Below are 18,820 nucleotides of genomic sequence, written 5' to 3'. Positions count from 1 at the left end.
GGCCACGGTGGCCGGCTCGCCCTACCCGGTGGGGGCGCTGCTGGTCGCCGTGGTGGTGACCGCGAACGTGGCGCTGGACGCGGCGCGGGCGGCCCACGAGGCGGTGGAAAACTCGGTGGTCGGCAAGGTGCTCATCACGACCAGCGACACGTGAGAACGCGAAACGTATTTCGCCATCATCGGGACAGAGACGAACAAGTTTCGCGAGAATGACATTGCGGGTCGCCCCGCATGGACGGGCGGCCCCGGCGCGGTGCGAACGCCGGGGCCGCCCTCTGGGGAGGAATGTTCGTCAGGAACAGGTCCTACCCGTGCTGGCGACGCTACGCCGGAAAGTGTTACGGCGCGGTCAGTTCCCGGACGTCCAGGCCACCGTCCGCGTAGCGGGAACGCACCACCTTCTTGTCGAACTTGCCGACGCTGGTCTTCGGCACCGAATCGATGAACGCCCACCGCTCCGGCAGTTGCCAGCGCGCCACCGACGTCGCCAGGAACTCGCGCAGCTCCTCTGCGGTGACCGTGGCGCCCTCCCGGACCACCACGGTGGCGAGGGGCCGCTCGTCCCAGCGCTCGTCCGGCACGCCCACCACGCACGCCTCCAGCACCGCCGGGTGCGCCATCAGCGCGTTCTCCAGCTCGACCGAGGAGATCCACTCCCCGCCCGACTTGATCACGTCCTTGGCGCGGTCGGTCAGGGTGATGTAGCCGTCCGGCGAGAGCGTGCCGACGTCCCCGGTCCGCAGCCAGCCGTCGCGGAACTTCTCCTCGTCCGGGGTGTCGTCGCCGACGTACCGGGCGGTCACCCACGGCCCGCGGACCTCCAGCTCGCCCACGGACGTGCCGTCGGCGGGCAGCGGCTCGCCCAGCGGGCCGACGATCCGCGCGGCGACACCCGCCGGCACCCGGCCCTGCGTGTAGCGGTAGCGCCACGCCGCCTCGCCGGTCGCGCCGGCCGGCGGCCGGGAGACCGAGCCCAGCGGCGACATCTCGGTCATGCCCCAGGCGTGGATGACCTCGATGCCGTGCCGGTCGTGGAAGGCGTGCATGAGCGACGGCGGGCAGGCCGAGCCGCCGACGATCACCTCCGTCAGCGAGGAGGTGTCCACGTCGTGGCTGTCCAGGTAGGCCAGCAGGTCGGTCCAGATGGTCGGCACCGCGCCGGCCAGGGTGGGGCGCTCGGCGGCGATCATCGCGGCGATCGGCTCGGCCTGGAGGAACCGGTCCGGCATGATCAGCGACGCGCCGGAGAGGAACGCCGCGAAGGGCAGGCCCCACGACATCGCGTGGAACATCGGGACGATGGCCAGCTCGCGGTCCTTCGGGCCGAGGCCGAAGCCCTCCGGCATGCAGACCTGGAGCGAGTGCAGGTAGATCGAGCGGTGCGAGTAGGCGACGCCCTTGGGGTTGCCGGTCGTCCCGGAGGTGTAGCAGAGCGCGGCGGCGTCGCGCTCGTCCACCTCGGGCCACTCGTAGACCTCCGGCCGGTCGGCCAGCAGGGCGTCCCAGTGGTGGACGGCGATGCGGTCGCCGGCCGCGGCCACCAGCGGGGCCGGGTCGCCGCCGCCGACCACCACGACGTGCCGCACCGTGGTCATCTCGCCGATCACCCGGGCCAGCAGCGGGATGAGCGTGGTGTCGACCAGCACCACCCGGTCCTCGGCGTGGTTGGCGATGTAGGCGACCTGGTCGGGGAAGAGCCGGATGTTGAGGGTGTGCAGCACCGCGCCCATGCTCGGCACCGCGAAGTAGGCCACCAGGTGCTCGTTGTTGTTCCACATGAAGGTGGCGACCCGCTCGTCGCCGGTCACCCCGCACTCGTCGCGCAGCGCGTGGGCCAGCCGGGCGGCCGTCCTGCCGACCTCGGCGTACGTCATCCGACGGGGCTCGGCGCCGGTCCAGGTGACGACCTCGGCCGTGCCGTGCACCGTGGTGCCGTGTTCGAGGATCCGGGCGACCTGGAGCGGGGCGTCCATCATCGTGCTACGCATGGGTAACAACGTAGTGTCGCCGGTCACACGAGCGGAACCCCCGGAACGGCCGAGCCGGCCGGGGAAGCTGCGTAGATTGTCCGGGTGAGCATCTCGTGGGCCGACTCGTACGTGGGCCAGCTCCGGGCCCTGGCCGGTGACCGCACCCTGATGTTCGTCGGCGCCCGCGCCGTGGTGCGCGACAACGCCGCCCGGGTGCTGCTGATCCAACGCTCGGACAACGGCCAGTGGGCGCTGCCGGCCGGCGCCATGGAGCTGGGCGAGTCGATCGCCGACTGCGCCGTCCGGGAGGTCCGCGAGGAGACCGGCCTGCGCGCGTTGCGGGTCTGCGCGTTCGCCCTCTACACCGGCCCCGACTTCACCAGCACCAACATGTACGGGCACACCTACCAGGTCTTCACCACGGCGTTCCGGGTCGAGGAGTGGGACGGCGAGCTGGCCCGGATGACCGACGAGACGACCGACGCGGGCTTCTTCCACCCGGAGGAGCTGCCCACCCCGCTCTCCGGCAGCGTCATCGAGACCCTCGCCGACCTGGACGTCTTCGAGCAGACCAACCGCCTCATCCTCAAGTGACGGCGCCGGCCGCCACGGGCCGCTCGTCGGGGGCCGCCCCGGCCTGGCTCGACCGGGCACCGGACCGTTCCGCGCCGATACCGGCCACCACCACGAAGGCGATGCCGGCCACCGCGCCGACGCCCGGCACCTGACCCAGCGCGACCAGGCCGACCACCAGGGCGATGGCGGGCTCCAGGCTCATGAGTGTGCCGAACGCGGCCGTGGTGAGCCGGCGCAGCGCCAGCATTTCCAGCACGAACGGCACGACGGGCAGCAGCACGGCCAGCCCCAGGCCGGCCAGGAGCACCGGCCAGGTCAGGTCGCCGAACACCGACGGGCCGGCCACCACGGTGGCGACCAGGGCGGCCACCGGCATGGAGACCGCCAGGCCGCGGATGCCCGAGACCTCGTCCCCCACCCGCTGGGTGAGCAGGATGTACGCGGCCCAGCAGGCCCCCGCCCCGAGGGCGTACGCCACCCCGACCGGGTCGGCGCCGCCGTGCCACGGCTCGGTGAGCAGCAGCACCCCGACCGCCGCGAGCGCCGGCCAGACCTTGGCGCCGCCCCGGCCACGCGCCACGGCCACGCCCAGCGGCCCGAGGAACTCCAGCGCGCTGGCCGTGCCCAGCGGCAGCCGGGCCACCGCCGCCATGAACAGCATGGTGACGCCGGCCGTCACGACGCCGAGCGCCACGCAGGCCCACAGGGCGGAGCGGGTGAAGGCCGACGGGCGGGGCCGCACCACGACCGCCAGCAGCACCCCGGCCCAGGCCAGGCGCAGCCAAGCGGCGCCCTCCGGACCGACCCGGTCGAAGAGCCCCACCGACGCGGCCAGCCCGAGCTGGACGCAGGTCATCGCGGCGACGGCCATGGTGGTGCCGGCGCGGGCCGGAGTCACGGTGCTCATGCGGACAGTAGAACCGGTCCGCACCGCTCACGTCCACGTGCCAATCCCGGACGAAACATTCGGTGATCGTGAACAATCGCTCCCATGGACCTGCGTCGCCTGCGCCTGCTGCGGGAACTGGCCCGGCTCGGCTCGATGCGCCAGGTCGCCGACGAGCTGCACGTCACCACGTCGACCGTGTCGCAGCAGCTCGCCGTGCTGGCCCGCGAGGTGGGCACCGAACTGGTCGAGCCGCACGGCCGCCGCGTCCGGCTCACCCCGGCCGGGCGCCGGCTTGCCGAACACGCCGTGACGATCCTCGCCGCGGTCGACGCCGCCCGGCTCGACCTGGACCCGCGGGCCGAGCCGGCCGGCACCGTACGCGTCGCCGGCTTCGCCACCGCCGTCCGGCGCTCGCTGCTGCCGCTCACCGCCCGGCTGGCCGCGGACCACCCGGGGGTGCGCCTCCGCATCCACGAGCACGAGCCGGCCGAGGCGTACGCGGCGCTCGCCGCCGACGACGTCGACCTCGCGCTGACCTACGACTACAACCTGGCCCCGCTCTCGCCGGATCCCGCGCTCGACGCCACGCCGCTGTGGTCGGCGGCCTGGCATCTCGGGGTGCCGGCCGGCGCGACGCCCGACCCGGCGGCGGAGGCGCCGGCCGTCTTCGACCGGTTCCGCGACGCGGACTGGATCGTCAACTCGCGCAACACGGCCGACGAGGTGGTGGTCCGGACCATCGCCTCGATGGCGGGCTTCGAACCCCGGATCGTGCACCGGGCCGACAGCCTCGACCTGGTCCAGGACCTCGTCGTCGCGGGACTCGGCATCGGTCTGCTCCCCGGCGACCAGCCCACCGCGCCCGGCGTCCGCCTGCTGCCGCTGACCGCACCGCAGGCCCTGCTGCGGGCCTACGCCGTGACCCGCCGCGGCCGGGCGGCCTGGCCGCCGCTGGCGCTGATCCTCGACCTGCTCACCGCCCCGCCACGCGACGCCGGGTGACCCACCGCCGCGCCGGCGTCAGAGCATCGTCTGGGACTTGGACTCCATGTCGGCGGCGGCCTCCTCCTTCGACTCCTTCGTGAGCGGCTTGCCACCCGGGGCGGCCGCCTTGCCGCCGAGCGGGTCCGCGCCGCCCGTCGAGCCCTGCGGGCCGGCGCCGCGCAGCTGCTCGTTCGGCATCAGCAGGGTGACCAGCACGGCCAGGATGGCGATCAGCCCGGTGGTCAGGAAGACCAGGTGCAGGGACTCGACGAACGAGGCCTGGATGGCGGCCCGCACCGGCCCGGGCAGCGCCAGGACGGTCGCCGGGTCGTTGATCGAGATGTTGGCGCCGCCGCTCGCCGCCACGGCCGCGCGCTGGTCCGGCGGGAGCTGGGCGATGGCCCCCGGCAGCCGGCCGGCCAGCTCACCGGTGAGCCGGGACGACAGCACCGCGCCCAGGATGGCCACGCCGAACGAGCCGCCCAGCGACCGGAAGAACGTCGCCGAGGAGGTGCCCGCGCCCAGGTCCCGCGGGTCGACCGCGTTCTGCACGGCCAGGATCAGCGACTGCATGCACAGGCCCAGCCCGACGCCGATCACCACCATGTAGCCGAAGGCCGCCCACAGCGAGGTGGCCACCTGGAGCTGCCGGAACAGCAGCATGCCGGCGACCAGCACGGCCGCGCCGGCCACCGGGAACCACTTGTACCGGCCGATCCGGCTCATGGCCCGCCCGGTGATGATCGAGGTGAAGATGATGCCGGCCATCATCGGCAGCATGAGCAGGCCGCTGCGGGTCGGCGAGGCGCCCTTGACGATCTGGAGGTAGAGCGGGATGAAGATGATCGACCCGAACATCACCAGGCCGAGAACGAAGCCCGCCGAGTTGGCCAGCGCGAAGGTGGCGCTGCGGAACAGCCGCAGCGGCAGGATGGGCTCGCGTACCCGGGCCTCCTGGAGCACGAAGAGCGTGCCGAGCACCGCGCCGGCCACGAACAGCCCGATGATCACGCCGGAGCCCCAGGCGTACTCGTTGCCGCCCCAGCTCAGCGCGAGCAGCAGGCAGCTCACCCCGGCCACCAACAGCCCCGCGCCGACCCAGTCGACGGTGTGGTCCCGGCGCTGGAACGGCACCAGCCGCATGACGTGGTAGCAGACCACGATGGCGAGGATGGCCAGCGGCACGTTGATGTAGAAGATCCACCGCCAGTTGGTCTCCGCGAAGTAGCCGCCGACCAGCGGGCCGGCGACCGAGGAGATGCCGAAGACCGCGCCGAACAGGCCCTGGTAGCGGCCCCGCTCCCGGGGTGGCACCACGTCCGAGATGATGGTGAACGCCAGCGTCAGCAGGCCGCCCGCGCCGATGCCCTGCACGCCCCGGGTGACGATCAGCTGGGTCATGTTCTGCGACAGCCCGGCCAGCAGCGAGCCGAGCAGGAACGTGCCGATCGAGAAGAGGAAGACCGGGCGGCGCCCGTAGAGGTCGGCCATCTTGCCGTACAGCGGCGTCGAGGCCGTGGAGGCCAGCAGGTACGCGGTGACCACCCACGAGTAGTGGTTGATCCCGCCCAGCTCGCCCACGATGGTGGGCAACGCGGTCCCGACGATGGTCTGGTCGAGCGCCGCCAGCAGCATGCCGGTCATCAGGCCGAACATCAGCAGGCGGATCTGGCGGGCGTGCAGCACGGGACGAGCGGCCTGGGCTGTCATCCCGCTTCCTTTCCCACCGGGGGCGGATCATGCCCCCGGTGGGAGAAGAAGTGTCAGTGCTTTGCCTCGGCGAACTCCTCGACGATCTTGTCGCAGAAGGCCGGCAGGTCGTCCGGCTTGCGGCTGCTCACGAGGCCGTTGTCGGTGACGACCTCCTGGTCGACCCAGTTCGCGCCGGCGTTGGTGAGGTCGGTGCGCAGGCTCGGCCAGGAGGTGATCGTGCGGCCGCGCACCACGTCCGCCTCGACCAGCGTCCACGGGCCGTGGCAGATCACCCCGACCGGCTTGCCGGCCTCGAAGAACGCCTTCACGAACCGCACCGCGTCCGGGTCGGCCCGCAGGAAGTCCGGGTTCGCCACGCCGCCGGGCAGCACCAGCGCGTCGTACGCCCCCGCGTCCGCCTCCTTGGTGGTCACGTCGACCGGGTACTGCTTGCCGTGGTCCAGGTGGTTGAAGGCCTGGATCGAACCGGACTCGATCGAGACCAGCTCAACCCGGGCGCCGGCGTTCTCCACCGCCTCGCGGGGCTTGACGTACTCGACCTCCTCGACGCCGTCGGCGGCCAGGAACGCGATCCGCTTGCCCTGCAGTGTCGCTGCCATGGTGGTTCTCCTCTCCGGGGTGTGCCTGCACCCGTTCCCGGGCGTGACCGGCCGAAACCGGACGCCGTGGGTGTCCCGCACCGCAGGTTTGGCCGGTCCCGCTCGGGGGACCCGAAGGGGCATGGCAGGAGCAGCAGCGGAAGAGCGCCGGCTCGCCACCGTCGTGGCCGGTTGGCAGGGGCGTCCCGTGCTGGTCGTCGGCGACGCCATGCTGGACGAGTGGCGGTTCGCGGAGTCGGAGCGGCTCTGCCGCGAGGCGCCCGCGCCGGTCCTCACCCTGCGCCGACGGATCTCCGCCGCCGGCGGGGCGGCGAACACCGCGGTCAACGTGGCCGCGCTCGGCGGCCGGGCCGCCCTGGTCGCCCCGGTCGGCGCCGACGTGGCCGGTGACGAGCTGCACGACTGCCTCGACCGGGCCGGCGTCTGGGACCGCACGGTCAACCAGCCCGGCCGCCCCACGCCGGTGAAGCGGCGGATGCTCGCCGGCAACCAGATCCTGCTCCGCGAGGACTCCGGCGACCCGGACGACGCGCTCGACGACGACGGGGTGGCCCGCCTGCTGACCGCGCTGCACTGCGCCACGGAGGAGCTGCGGGCGGCGGCCGCCGGGCAGCCGCCCACCCTGGTCGTCTGCGACTACGGCCTGGGCGCGCTGCCCCCGGGGGTGCGCGCCTGGCTGGTCGCCAACCGGGACCGGTACGCCACCGTGGCGCTCGACGCGCACGACCTGGCCGACTGGCGCGGCCTCAACCCGACCGTGGTGACCCCGAGCTTCGCCGAGGCGACCCGGCTGCTGGCCCGGGCGGCCGCCGGCTTCGGCGGCGGGCACCGCAACGCCCCGCGCGGCGCGACCGCCGCCGACCTGCACCTGGACCACCTGGCCGACCCGGCCGACGGCCCCTCCGAGCTGGTCGTCGGCGCCGCGCCGGGCGGGGCCGGGGAACGGGAGCCGGGCAGCCCGCACCCGACCTCCGGGGCCCCCACGGCCGAGCACGACGGCGGGGTCGCCGGCCCGACCGGCGAGCCGACGCCCGCCGAGGAACGGGTCGCGCTCACCGGGGACGGCCTCACCGTCACCGGCACGGGGGTGACCGTCAACGCGGCGGCCGGCGCGGGCGTGGACCGGGCCGTGCTGGCCGAGTCGCGCCTCGACGAGCTGCGCCAGCACACCGGCGCGGACGTCGTGGCGGTGACCCTGGACACCGAGGGCGCCGTGGTCGGCGGCGCCGACGGCGAACCCCGGCGCAGCCACAGCACGCCGGTCCCGGCCAGCCACGCCGTGGGGGCCGGGGACGCGTACCTGGCGGCCATGACCCTGGCGCTGGCCGCGGAGGCGAGCCTGCCGACCGCCGCGCAGCTCGCCCAGCTCGCCGCGACCATCACCGTCTCCGACACCGGCACCTGCGTGTGCCGGCGGGAGGACCTGCTCGACGCGCTGGGCACCGGGCCGGAGGAGGTGGGGCGCCCGACCCAGGTGGGCGCCGAGGAGCTGACCGCGATCGTCGCGGAGCACCGCCGGGCCGGCCGGTCGATCGTCTTCACCAACGGCTGCTTCGACGTGCTGCACCCCGGGCACGTCCGCTACCTGACCCAGGCCCGCGCGCTCGGCGACCTGCTGATCGTGGCCGTCAACTCGGACGGCAGCGTACGCCGGCTCAAGGGCCCGGACCGGCCCGTCAACCCGGTCGAGGACCGGACCGCCCTGCTCGCCGCGCTGGAGTGCGTCGACCATGTGGTGGTCTTCGAGGAGGACTCCCCGGCGAAACTCATCGAGGCGGTCCGCCCCGACGTCTACGTCAAGGGCGGCGACTACCCGCCCGAGATGGTCCCGGAGGCGCCGCTGGTCCGCCGGCTGGGCGGCCAGGTGCGCACCCTCGGGTACGTGCCGGACCGCTCCACCTCGGCGATCATCGACCGGATCCGGGCCCATCCGGTGGTCCCACCGGTCGGCGAGGGCAGGCCGGCGTGAACCGACCGCTCGACCCCGGCGTGCCCGACGGGTTCCGCCGCCCCCGGCAGCTCGACGTGCTCATCCCCACCCGCAACCGGCCCGCCGAACTGGCCGTCACCCTCTCCGGGCTGGCCGCGCAGGAGGGCGTACCCGACTTCGGGGTGGTGGTGAGCGACCAGTCCGACGGCGACCCCGCGTACGCGCACCCGGCGGCGGCCACCATGGTCCGGGCGCTGCGCCACCGGGGCCACCCGGTGCTGCTCACCCGGCGGCTGCCCCGGCGCGGGCTGGCCGAGCACCGCGCCTACCTGCTGGACCGGTCGGCGGCCCGGTACGTGCTCTGCCTCGACGACGACGTCTGGCTGGAGCCCGGCACGCTGTCCCGCCTGGCCACCGCCATCCGGGAACTGGGCTGCGGGTTCGTCGGCAACGCCGTGCACGGCCTCTCCTACGCCGACGACGTGCGCCCGGAGACGCACGGGCACTACGAGGAGTGGCAAGGGCAGCCGGTGCCCGAGCGGATCCGCCCCGGCAGCCCGGAGTGGCAGCGGGCGTCCATCCACCCGGCGGCCAACCTGCTGCACGTCACCGAGAAGCTGCGGCTGCCGGCCGGGGCGTGGCGGGCGTACAAGGTCTCCTGGATCGGCGGGTGCGTGCTCTACGACCGGGCCAAGCTGGTCGACTCCGGCGGCTTCGACTTCTGGCGCCGGCTGCCCGAGCGGCACCAGGGCGAGGACGTGGCCGCGCAGCTCGCGGTGCTGGAGCGGCACGGCGGCGCCGGCGTGCTGCCCAGCGGGGCCTACCACCTGGAGTCGCCGACCACGGTGACCGAGCGCGAGGTGGAGGCGTGGGAGGTCGTGGCCGCCGGGTCCGACACCCCGCAACCGGCCTGAGCGGCTACTCGGCCAGCAGCTCGCGGGCCGCCTCGACCACCTCGGCCACCGGCACGTCGGCCACGAACGAGTCGCGGTGCGGGCACTCCCCGCCGCCCGGCCGGTGCGGATAGATGTCCCGGGTGCAGTCGATGCCGCACACCGGGCAGTGGATGGTCCACGAGGCGATCGGCCGGTGCCGGACGCGCAGCGGGGTCGCCCCGTTGATCAGGTTGCCGATCCAGTAGATGCCCACCGTCGGGGCGCCCACCGCGGCGGCCAGGTGCAGCGGGCCGGTATCGTTGGAGACCACCAGCGCGCAGCCGGAGTACACGGCGGCCAGCCCGCCCAGGCTCAGCGTGCCGACCTGCGGCCGGACCGGTACGCCCGCCGTGGCGACCACCTCGTCCACCGTCTCCCGCTCGGCGGGGGTGCCGGTGACCAGCACCTCGTACCCGTCGCCGGCCAGCGCCCGGGCCACCTCGCCGAAGCGCTCCGGCGGCCAGCGCCGCCGGCTGTCGGTGGCCCCCGGATGCAACGCCACCCGGGGCCGGGTCGGCTCGCCGAGCACCTCGCGGGCCTCGGCCCGGTCGGCGTCGGTCACCGCCAGCGCCGGGGTGATCGTCACCGCCCCGGCGCCGACCAGGGCCACCGCCTCCAGGTAGCGGATCACCTCGTGCTGGTAGTAGACGTACCGGATCCAGCGGTCCAGCGGCGGCGCGTCCTCGGCCCGCAGGCCCGCGGTGACCCGGGCGCCCAGCCCGGCGATGATCGGGTTGGAGTTGGCGCCACCGCCGTGCAGTTGCAGGGCCAGGTCGAACCGCTCCTTGCGGGCGGCCGCCACGAAGTCCGTCAGCTCGGACGGCGACTCGTCCGGGCCGGGCTCCCGGATGCCGGGCGCCGGCGGGACCACCAGAACCCGGTCCACCGGGCCGGGGCGGTCGCGCCAGAGCTTCGCGTGCCACGGCGCGCCCAGCAGCACGATCTCCGCCGACGGGTACGCGGCCCGCAGCGCCTCCAGCGCCGGCAGCAGGAAGATGAAGTCGCCGAGCGCGTTCGCCCGCAGCACGGCGATCCGCTCGACGTCGGGGACGCGCTCGCCGACCGGGCCGAGCACCGACGACGGCTCCGGGTCGCGGCGCGGCGACAGACGCGCCGAGCTGGAGTTGTCGGACGACGGCTCCAGGTCGCGGCGCGGCGGCAGACGCGCCGAGCTGGAGTCGTCGGACCGGGTGGTCACGCCATCCCTACGGCCGGTCGATCTCGTCGGCCGTGGTGTCCGGGTGGTGCAGCTCCCGGTCGGCGGCCGGGTCGACGAAGGTCCGCGTACCCCCGGGGGTCGTGCTCGGCCCGGTGCGGCCGACGGTGATGGTGCGCGGCGCGGGCCGGGCCGCCCGGGGCAGCCGCACCCGGAGCAGGCCGTGGTCCATCACCGCGTCGATCCCGTCCGGGTCCACCCGGGACGGCAGGTCCACCCGGTATTCGAAGCCCCGGGTGGTGAAGCCGCCGGGGATGCCCTGGTCGGCGTTGACCTCGGCCTCCGACCGGGCCCGCACGCACAGCTCCCGGTCGTCCAGCTCGACGGCCACCTCCTCGGGCGCCACGCCGGGCAGCCGGACGACCACCTCCCAGCCGTCGGCGACCTCGCTCAGCTCCACGTCCTGGCTGCCGCCGCGGCCCCCGACCAGGCGGCTCAGCTCGGCGCGCAGCGACTGCAGCTCGCCCATCGGGTCCCAGCCCTGCTGGCGGCCCCGCCAGCCCCGGCCGCCGCCACCCTGTTCCGTCATCGCACGTCTCCGATCCGCTGGGTCGCCGAAGGGGGTCGCAGCGAGCTGGGGGCGTTCAGGTCGTGCTCCGGGTCGACGCCCACGCCCAACCGGTCCACCAGTTCGCCGCCGAGCCAGGCGCTCACCCCGAGGATGGCCACGGCGACCACCTCGATGGCGATCAGCGCGCCGCCGGCGGCCCGGGAGTCGGCGTTGAGCCGGACCACCCAGACCGCGGCGAAGAGCAGGATCACCGCGACGTTGGCGGCGGCGTGGGTGAGCCCGACCCGCTTGGCGCGGGTGCCGGTGGGCAGGGCGAGCAGGTCGAAGGCACCGGCCGCCGCGGCCAGCAGGCCGCCGACCAGGCCGACCGTGATGTTCCAGTACGCCACCTCGCCGAGGAAGTCCGGCCCGCCCACGGTGTCGATCACGTCGAAGATCACCGCGGTCACGAGGAGGCCCACCGGGAACATCACCAGCATCGGGTGCACGGGATGGCCGAGCACCTTCAGTCGGCTCTCCATCTCCGCCTCCATCGATCGCGTCCGGGCGCGCTGCGGCTCAGTCCGTACCCGTGGGCTCCGGGGGCAAACCTCGCCGTCGACGCGCTCTCCTAGGCTGACGATGGCGGAAACCGGCCGTTCCCGGGCCGGAATCGCCGTCAAGGTCAACGGACGGGGGAGGCAGACGTGACGACACGGGAGATCACCAGCCCGGAGGAACTGGCCGACCTGCTGGGCGCGCCGACGCGGCGGGCGCGGGACAAGGAGCGCACGGTGCTGCACCAGCGGGACCGGGAGTGGCTGGCCGCCTCACCGTTCTGCCTGGTCGCCACCGCCGGCGCGGACGGCAGCTGCGACGTCTCCCCGAAGGGTGACCCGGCCGGCTTCACCCTGGTGCTCGACGAGACCACCATCGCCATCCCGGAGCGGCCCGGCAACCGGCGGGCCGACGGCTACCGCAACATCCTGGCCAACCCCCACGTCGGGCTGATCTTCCTGATCCCCGGCCGCACCGACACGCTGCGGATCAACGGCCGGGCCCGGCTGGTGGTCGACGCGCCGTACTTCGCCGACATGGTGGTCAAGGGACACCGCCCGGTGCTCGCCGTCGAGGTGGCCATCGAGCAGATCTTCTACCACTGCGCGAAGGCGTTCTTCCGCTCCGAGCTGTGGCAGCCGGAGACCTGGCAGCCCGACGCGCTGCCCACCCGCGCCCGGCTGGTCAAGGAGGTCGAGGCGCCGACGGAGAACCTCGCCGACCTGGAACGCCACTACGGCCCGGACTACGTCCGCCACCTCTACGTCTGATCCTCCTCACGCCTTTCGTTCGATTGGGCCGCCTCCCTGGGGTACGGATTTCGGTGCAGACCACTGAACGACAAGGAGTGCTCATGGCGACGAAGGTCGAGAAGTCCATCGAAGTCGACGTGCCGGTCAGCACCGCGTACAACCAGTGGACCCAGTTCGAGGAGTTCCCCCGGTTCATGGGTGGCGTGCAGGAGGTGCGCCAGCTCGACGACCGGCGGATGCACTGGGTCGCCGAGATCGCCGGCGTGAAGTGCGAGTGGGAGGCCAAGGTCCTGGAGCAGGTCCCGGACCGCACGGTCGCCTGGGCCGCCACCAGCGGCGCCACCAACGCCGGCGCCGTCCACTTCCAGTCGATCGGCACCGACCGCACCCAGGTCCGGCTCTCCCTCGAGTACGAGCCGGAGGGGCTGGTCGAGAAGGCCGGCGACAAGCTGCACCTCGTGGAGAAGCGGGCCGAGGCCGACCTGGCGAAGTTCAAGTCGTACATCGAGAGCCGGGGCGCGGAGACGGGCGCCTGGCGCGGCACCGTCGACGAGGGCCGTACCCTCGGCACGCCCGGCGTGGAGCACGCGGCGTCCTCGCGCGGCGACGACGGCAAGGCCGGCGTCTCGGCCACGGCGGTCGCGGCCGGCGCGGTCGCCGCGGGCGCGGCAGCGGCAGCGGCCGCCGCGGCGGCCAAGCACCGCGCGGACAGCGACGAGGCACCCACCCCGGAACCCGAGACCGGGTACGTGGCGACCGACGTCCCCACCCAGCGGAGCGCCGCCTTCCCGCCCGACCCGGCGGACCCGCGCCGCGCCCTCTAGACCTGTCACCTCCCTGCCGGAGCGAGCCCGGTGGACCGGCCCAGTGCCGTGCCCGCCGGGCTCGCTTCGTGTCGCGCGTATCGTTGCCGCCCGTGACCGACCTCGGACCGCGCCCACCGGAGATCACCGTCGCCACCCCGGCGGACCGCGGGCGGGTGATCGACTCGCTGGTCGCCGCCTTCGCCGCCGACCCCGTCCTGACCCACCTCTTCCCCGACCCGGCCAGCTACCCCCGGCACGCTGCCGCCTTCTTCGGGCACCTCTTCGACAAGCGGGTCAGGCGGGAGACCATCTGGACGATCGGCGGGGGCGCCTCGGTGGCGATCTGGGAGCCACCCGTCCCGTCGGAGCCGCAGCCGGTCGACTCGCTCGCCGCCCACCTGCCCGCCGACGCGCTGGCCCGGGTGCGCGCCTACGACGAGGCCGTCCACGCCGCGCTGCCCGCCGACCCCTTCTGGTACCTCGGGGTGCTCGGCACCCACCCCGGCAGCGCCGGCCGGCGCTGGGGCCACGCCGTCATGCGGGCCGGGCTGCGCCGGGCCGCGGCGGACGGGCTGCCGGCGGTGCTGGAGACCAGCAACCCCGCCAACGTCGAGATCTACCGCCGGGCCGGCTGGCAGGTGGTCCGCCAGGTCGCCGACCCGTTGCCCACCTGGATCATGCGACAGCCGGCCTGACCGCGGTCAACTCCAGCTCAACCCGCCGATCTCCCGGTTGAACGCGAGCCAGGCCGAGGCACGGGCGGTCACGCGCCGGAACGAGATCATCGTGCTGGTCAGCGTGGCCGGCGGGCCGGCCGCGGGCCGCTGGTTCAGCGCGGCAGCTCGGTCGGCTGTGGTGGCGCGTCGTACTCACCCAGCGCGTAGCGCATGGGGTGGTTCATGTCGTTCAATGCCTGTCTCAGTTCGTAGTCTCCTGCGGCCTGCGGCAGGTGGCCCGCACGCACGAACCGGGCTTGCACCTTGTCGACGAACTCTCGCGGGAGGAGGTCGGCCCAGACACGCCCTTCGAGCTCGGCCAGCAGTCCGACAAGCACCGCGGCGTCCGACCGCAGCACCGGGTTCCGGCAGATCACCTCTTGACTCACGTCCACCAGCATGCGCCCGTTCCCATCCTCAGCCCAACAACTAGTTGTTACGCGCTTGTGCGATCAGGTGCACATATTTGCGACCGCAACCGACCGCGATGTTGGTCAATGTGCCAGCTCAATGGGCCGGTGAATGGATGACGGTGTTCAGTGGGATCGATCGAGGCAACACTTGACACACTGTCGCGCTCGCGACAGGAACGTGGCAATGGGCTACGCAGGTGTCCTACCTTCCCTCCCGGCAGTGATCAACACTGCTGCATCAACGGGGGATGCGGTTTTCCAGTGCGCTTGCCATTCCAGGCCGTCGTGCCGTTGCAAACACGCGCGTGCAGTGCAATGCACATTCAATGTGCCGTCTCCCCTCGTTGACGCCAGGTTCGAGGAGGCAATCGGTGCGATTGAACAGAGCAGTAGGGATCCTCGTGGCGACAGTGGTCGCCTCGGTCTTCGGCTTCGCCGGCACGGCAGCAGCGTCCGAGAACGCCAGCATGCCGGCACGAGCGTCCCAGGCGAGCGGCGCTGTCGTTGCCGACCCGGTGGTCACGGCGGCAGGGCGAGACCCGAGCACCTTCGCTGCGACGGTCGAGGCGGTCGAGCCCTACCTCGTCACGGACCGTGCGGGCAACCTCCACTTGAACGTTCCGGTTCGGGTCGCCGGCAACCTCGATGCTCAGTCTCTTGCGGCGCTGCAACACAGCGTTGAGGTATTCAACGGCTTGAACCAGGACGGTGCGGCGACGGGCGTCTCGGGCGCGGAGGCGTTCGGCATCCCCAGCACGATCCTGAAGTTCGTCAAGAAGTACTGGGGGCAGATCGTCGACATCGCGAAGAGGTCGGGGAAGTGGGCCTGGTACAAGGCGGGGCAGTGCTCCGCAGGCGCGGCGACCGCGCTGTACAGGTCCTACGGCAGCGACCCGGCGGCCCTCGCCGCGGACGTCAAGATGGCGGTCGCCATCGCCGGAGCAGGTTGCGTCGCCAACCTCTGACCACCACGTGCGACATGTCGGGGTGGTCCGTCCGCGGGCGCAGGCGGGCCACCTCCCCGGCTCACCGGGCATGCGATGATTGACGACAAAGGCCGACGACGACCATCGTCGGCCGGGGCAGGAATACGGAAACCATGCTGAACTCGCTATCGCCGGCACGGCGGTGGATGGTCCGCACCGCCCTACTGGCGGTGTGCGTGGGGATTGCCGCAGCGGCATCGGTCATGCTCGGTCACGACCCCACCTACTCCCTGTTCGGAATTTGTGTCCTGCTGCTGTCCGTCGCTGCGGACTGGATCGGAAACGTCAGCGGTAAGCGGAATTCCCCGTCGGGTGACCACAATCGACCTGACGGACCAGGGATCTAGCCGGTGAAGGTCGAGGAAGGCCTGACCTACGAGCGGTTGGCGCGACTGGGCCTGCATCGATGGTGGATGCCACCCGTTGCCGTGCTGGCCGCGGTACTGGTCGCCGCCACGACGCTGTGCGGGCTGGCGGCCGGCGCGGTCACCGTGACGTGGGCGCTCGGCGGAGGCATCGACGACAGCGCCTCGCTCGGCAGTCCCCTCCTGGACAACATGTTGGCGCTGGCTTCCCTCGCCCTGTTCATCCCGGTCACCCTGGGCGTCGCGCGACTGGTGCAACGACGCCCGGCCGGGACGCTGCATTCGGTGGCCGGTCGCCTGCGCTGGCGATGGTTCGCCGTATGCGGAGGCATCGCCGCGGCCGTGGCCACCCTGGTCCTGGGGACACTGATCCTGACCTACGACGGCGTGACCGGCCTCCGGCTGACGATCGACCCGTGGCGGTTCCTCGGGATCACGGTGCTGCTCGTCATCCTGGTCCCGCTACAGGCAGCCGGCGAGGAGTACGCGGCCCGCGGGTTCCTCCTGCAAGCCCTCGGGGCGTACCACCGGTGGGTCGGCATCCTCGGCTCAGCCCTCGTGTTCACCCTGATGCACGGTCTCGGCACCTGGTCCGGGTTCGCCGCACTGTTCATCGGTGCCGTCATCTGGGCGCTGCTGGTCATCCGGACCGGCGGTCTCGAGGTGTCCATCGCCGCACACGCCGCCACCAACCTGCTCGCCTTCGTCGCCACAGCGGCCACCGGCGGTCTGGACGTCGCCGACGACACCACCGCCGCGGACGCACCCCTCGGCGCGACACTCATTCTGCTGGGTGGTGACCTCATCTACATGGCCTGCGTCCTGGCCGCCCTCCACCTGGTCGCGCGACACCGACCTGGATGGATCCCTGCGAACCGAACATCTGCCGAGCCAGTGGTAGCTGGCGCCCGCTTCGAGGTGCCAGCGGCCACGGGCACCGCGTGACGAATTCTAGGGACTCGACCTTGCCAGCAGCGGCGTGATCGACCTCGGGAAACGGCGAAGCCCAGGTCGTTGACCTGGGCTTCTTCACCGAGCCGCCTGACGGAATCGAACCGTCGACCTACGCATTACGAGTGCGTCGCTCTAGCCGACTGAGCTAAGGCGGCAACGATCGTCAAGTGTACGGCACACCTCCCCGGACGCCGAACGGGATCCCCCTGACCTCGGAACCGGACATCCGGGAGTTTCGGCACGTGCGCGGGAGAGACTTCGCGGCCGGTCGGGACTACCCTGCGGCGGGTGAGTGACGATCACGTGCCGCCGCAGCAGCCGATCCCCGAGTCGCACCCGGGCGAGCGGGCCAGCCGGCGCCCGCGCAGCCTGGACCCCCTGGAGCTGGGGTTCACCCCACGCAAGCCGGTGCCGTGGCTCGCACCGCTGCTGCTCATCAGCACCGGGCTGCGGACCCTGCTGGCGATGCTGTTCGGGGCGTACCTGGACAAGCGCGAGTTGCAGAACGCGTTCGGCGACGACACGTTCCGGCAGGTGGGGCCGGACGGCGGGCTCTGGCTGGACTACGTGGCCGACCTGGGCGACGGCTTCGACGCCACGTACTCGGTGGCGTACCTGCTCGCCCAGCCGGAGCTGGAGGTCGAGGGCCACCGGCTGCCCCGGGCGCAGACCCTGGTGATGGGGGGCGACCAGGTCTACCCGTCGGCGGCCTACGAGGCGTACGAGGACCGGTGCAAGGGGCCGTACCAGGCCGCGCTCCCGGTTGCGCCGCCGCAGCGGCCGACGCTGTTCGCGGTGCCGGGCAACCACGACTGGTACGACGGCCTGACCGCGTTCCTGCGGCTGTTCGTCCGTTCCCGGGACCGGCACTTCGCGGGCTGGGGCACCGGCCAGTCCCGCTCGTACTTCGCCGTGGAGTTGCCGGCGGACTGGTGGCTGCTCGGCCTCGACGACCAGTCCGGGTCGTACCTGGACGACCCGCAGCTCACCTACTTCGACGAGGTGGCCCGGAAGCTCACGCCCCGGTCGAAGGTGATCCTGGCGGTGCCGGCACCGACGTGGGTCAAGGCCCACGACCATCCGACGGCCTACGACTCGATCGACTACTTCATCCGTACGATCGTCGCGCCCACCGGCGCGCAGGTGCGGCTCCTGGTCTCCGGCGACCTGCACCACTACGCCCGCTACACCGGCCCGGAGCGGCAGCTCATCACCTGCGGGGGCGGCGGCGCCTACCTCTACCCCACGCACCAGTTGCCCGAGCGGCTGGAGGTGCCGCCGCGGGACACCCTGGCCCGGCGGTCCAGCCGCACCCGCGAGTACGACCTGGCCGCCCGCTATCCGGACAAGGCCCGCTCCCGGCGGTACGGCTGGGGGATCTTCGCCCGGCTGCCGTTCCGCAACCCGGGTTTCACCACCCTGCTGGGCACTCTGCACACGCTGCTGATGCTGGCCATGGCCGGGGTGGCGGGCAATCACGCCGGCACCACCGAGCAGCGGCTGTTCAGCGTGCCGCTGGTGATCATGCTGGCGGTGACGCTGCTGGGTGCGGCGTTCTTCGCCAAGCCGCCCACCTCCGGTGGGAAGCGGCACGCCCGGCACTGGATCCTCGGCGTGACGCACGGGCTGGCCCACGTGGCGCTGGCCGCCGGCGGCACCTGGCTCTGGCTGCAACTGCCGTTCTACGACTGGCCGTGGCCGCTGCCGGCGGTCGCCGCCGCCGTCCTGTACGGGCCGGTGAGCGGGCTGGTCGCCAGCCAGCTGGTGGCGCTCTACCTGCTGGTGGCGGGGTCGTTCGGGGTGAACGTCAACGAGCTCTTCGCCGGCCAGGGCATCGAGGACTCGAAGTCGTTCCTCCGCCTCCGCATCGACCCGGACGGCACGCTGACGGTCTATCCGATCGCCGTCGACAAGATCTCCCACTCCTGGCAACTGAACCCCGACCAGTCCCCCACCGCAAGCTGGATC

Annotated in this window: 17 protein-coding genes, 1 tRNA gene and 1 pseudogene; 10 read left to right on the top strand and 9 right to left on the bottom strand. The window is 72.9% G+C overall.

Features of this window, described 5'->3' with window-relative positions:
* Positions 1-338: 338 nt before the first annotated feature.
* Positions 339-1,988 carry a fatty acid--CoA ligase gene (locus F8274_RS21730; protein ID WP_151464213.1) on the bottom strand — a complete coding sequence of 550 codons (1,650 nt, stop codon included), beginning with the start codon at positions 1,986-1,988 and terminating at the stop codon, positions 339-341.
* Positions 1,989-2,072: 84 nt separating this feature from the next.
* On the opposite strand from F8274_RS21730, the gene F8274_RS21725 reads away from it, so the two are divergent.
* Complete coding sequence (locus tag F8274_RS21725) at positions 2,073-2,564, top strand: NUDIX domain-containing protein (RefSeq protein ID WP_151464212.1); 492 nt, start codon at positions 2,073-2,075, stop codon at positions 2,562-2,564.
* Here F8274_RS21725 and F8274_RS21720 read toward each other — a convergent pair.
* Positions 2,557-3,453 (bottom strand): DMT family transporter, encoded by an 897-nt coding sequence (locus F8274_RS21720; protein ID WP_225853906.1) that lies wholly within the window; start codon positions 3,451-3,453, stop codon positions 2,557-2,559. The two genes, F8274_RS21725 and F8274_RS21720, sit on opposite strands and share 8 nt — an antisense overlap.
* Before the next feature lie 84 nt (positions 3,454-3,537).
* Between F8274_RS21720 and F8274_RS21715 the strand changes: the two genes are divergently transcribed.
* Complete coding sequence (locus F8274_RS21715) at positions 3,538-4,437, top strand: LysR family transcriptional regulator (RefSeq protein ID WP_151464211.1); 900 nt, start codon at positions 3,538-3,540, stop codon at positions 4,435-4,437.
* An 18-nt stretch (positions 4,438-4,455) separates the two neighbouring features.
* On the opposite strand, the gene F8274_RS21710 is transcribed toward F8274_RS21715, so the two are convergent.
* A complete protein-coding gene (locus tag F8274_RS21710; protein WP_151464210.1) occupies positions 4,456-6,129 on the bottom strand; it encodes an MDR family MFS transporter in 1,674 nt (557 codons plus the stop codon).
* A 53-nt stretch (positions 6,130-6,182) separates the two neighbouring features.
* A complete protein-coding gene (locus tag F8274_RS21705) occupies positions 6,183-6,731 on the bottom strand; it encodes a type 1 glutamine amidotransferase domain-containing protein (RefSeq protein ID WP_151464209.1) in 549 nt (182 codons plus the stop codon).
* A 121-nt stretch (positions 6,732-6,852) separates the two neighbouring features.
* On the opposite strand from F8274_RS21705, the gene rfaE2 reads away from it, so the two are divergent.
* Both rfaE2 and F8274_RS21695 read left to right on the top strand, forming a co-directional pair.
* Positions 6,853-8,700, top strand: a complete 1,848-nt coding sequence (rfaE2, locus tag F8274_RS21700) for a D-glycero-beta-D-manno-heptose 1-phosphate adenylyltransferase (RefSeq protein WP_151464208.1) — start codon at positions 6,853-6,855, stop codon at positions 8,698-8,700.
* A complete protein-coding gene (locus F8274_RS21695; protein ID WP_151464207.1) occupies positions 8,697-9,575 on the top strand; it encodes a glycosyltransferase family A protein in 879 nt (292 codons plus the stop codon). The genes rfaE2 and F8274_RS21695 overlap by 4 nt, the downstream gene beginning before the upstream one ends.
* Positions 9,576-9,579: 4 nt before the next feature.
* Here the strand turns inward: F8274_RS21695 and F8274_RS21690 are convergent, their stop codons facing one another.
* From F8274_RS21690 to F8274_RS21680, 3 genes are all read right to left on the bottom strand, one after another.
* Positions 9,580-10,671: a glycosyltransferase family 9 protein gene (locus F8274_RS21690; RefSeq protein ID WP_192579923.1), complete on the bottom strand. Its 1,092-nt coding sequence runs from the start codon at positions 10,669-10,671 to the stop codon at positions 9,580-9,582.
* Between the two features lie 130 nt (positions 10,672-10,801).
* Positions 10,802-11,341, bottom strand: coding sequence for an Hsp20/alpha crystallin family protein (locus F8274_RS21685; RefSeq protein ID WP_151464206.1), 540 nt, complete (start codon positions 11,339-11,341; stop codon positions 10,802-10,804).
* Complete coding sequence (locus F8274_RS21680; RefSeq protein WP_151464205.1) at positions 11,338-11,844, bottom strand: DUF2231 domain-containing protein; 507 nt, start codon at positions 11,842-11,844, stop codon at positions 11,338-11,340. Before F8274_RS21680 ends, F8274_RS21685 begins: the two co-directional genes overlap by 4 nt.
* A 165-nt stretch (positions 11,845-12,009) precedes the next feature.
* Between F8274_RS21680 and F8274_RS21675 the strand changes: the two genes are divergently transcribed.
* From F8274_RS21675 to F8274_RS21665, 3 genes and pseudogenes are all read left to right on the top strand, one after another.
* Positions 12,010-12,630, top strand: coding sequence for a pyridoxamine 5'-phosphate oxidase family protein (locus F8274_RS21675; RefSeq protein ID WP_151464204.1), 621 nt, complete (start codon positions 12,010-12,012; stop codon positions 12,628-12,630).
* Between the two features lie 83 nt (positions 12,631-12,713).
* Positions 12,714-13,163 (top strand): annotated as a pseudogene (locus F8274_RS32035) (SRPBCC family protein); the annotation flags it as partial.
* 365 nt (positions 13,164-13,528) lie between these two features.
* Positions 13,529-14,113 carry an N-acetyltransferase gene (locus F8274_RS21665; protein WP_151464202.1) on the top strand — a complete coding sequence of 195 codons (585 nt, stop codon included), beginning with the start codon at positions 13,529-13,531 and terminating at the stop codon, positions 14,111-14,113.
* Positions 14,114-14,247: 134 nt separating this feature from the next.
* On the opposite strand, the gene F8274_RS21660 is transcribed toward F8274_RS21665, so the two are convergent.
* On the bottom strand, positions 14,248-14,535 hold the full coding sequence (locus tag F8274_RS21660) for a hypothetical protein (protein ID WP_151464201.1): 288 nt from the start codon (positions 14,533-14,535) through the stop codon (positions 14,248-14,250).
* A 413-nt stretch (positions 14,536-14,948) separates the two neighbouring features.
* On the opposite strand from F8274_RS21660, the gene F8274_RS21655 reads away from it, so the two are divergent.
* Both F8274_RS21655 and F8274_RS31320 read left to right on the top strand, forming a co-directional pair.
* Entirely contained in the window at positions 14,949-15,512 is a 564-nt protein-coding gene (locus F8274_RS21655) for a hypothetical protein (protein ID WP_225853905.1), read from the top strand.
* A gap of 371 nt (positions 15,513-15,883) precedes the next feature.
* Positions 15,884-16,843 (top strand): CPBP family intramembrane glutamic endopeptidase, encoded by a 960-nt coding sequence (locus F8274_RS31320; RefSeq protein WP_225853904.1) that lies wholly within the window; start codon positions 15,884-15,886, stop codon positions 16,841-16,843.
* Between the two features lie 90 nt (positions 16,844-16,933).
* On the opposite strand, the gene F8274_RS21640 is transcribed toward F8274_RS31320, so the two are convergent.
* Positions 16,934-17,007, bottom strand: a tRNA-Thr gene (locus F8274_RS21640).
* A gap of 133 nt (positions 17,008-17,140) precedes the next feature.
* On the opposite strand from F8274_RS21640, the gene F8274_RS21635 reads away from it, so the two are divergent.
* Positions 17,141-18,820 (top strand): metallophosphoesterase (locus F8274_RS21635; protein ID WP_151464200.1); only part of this gene is annotated, 1,680 nt, incomplete at its 3' end.

The organism is Micromonospora sp. AMSO31t, from assembly GCF_008868175.1.
Taxonomy (GTDB): Bacteria; Actinomycetota; Actinomycetes; order Mycobacteriales; family Micromonosporaceae; genus Micromonospora.
The sequence above is the reverse complement of the archived record's forward strand: the minus strand, read 5'-3'. Positions and strand labels throughout refer to the sequence as shown.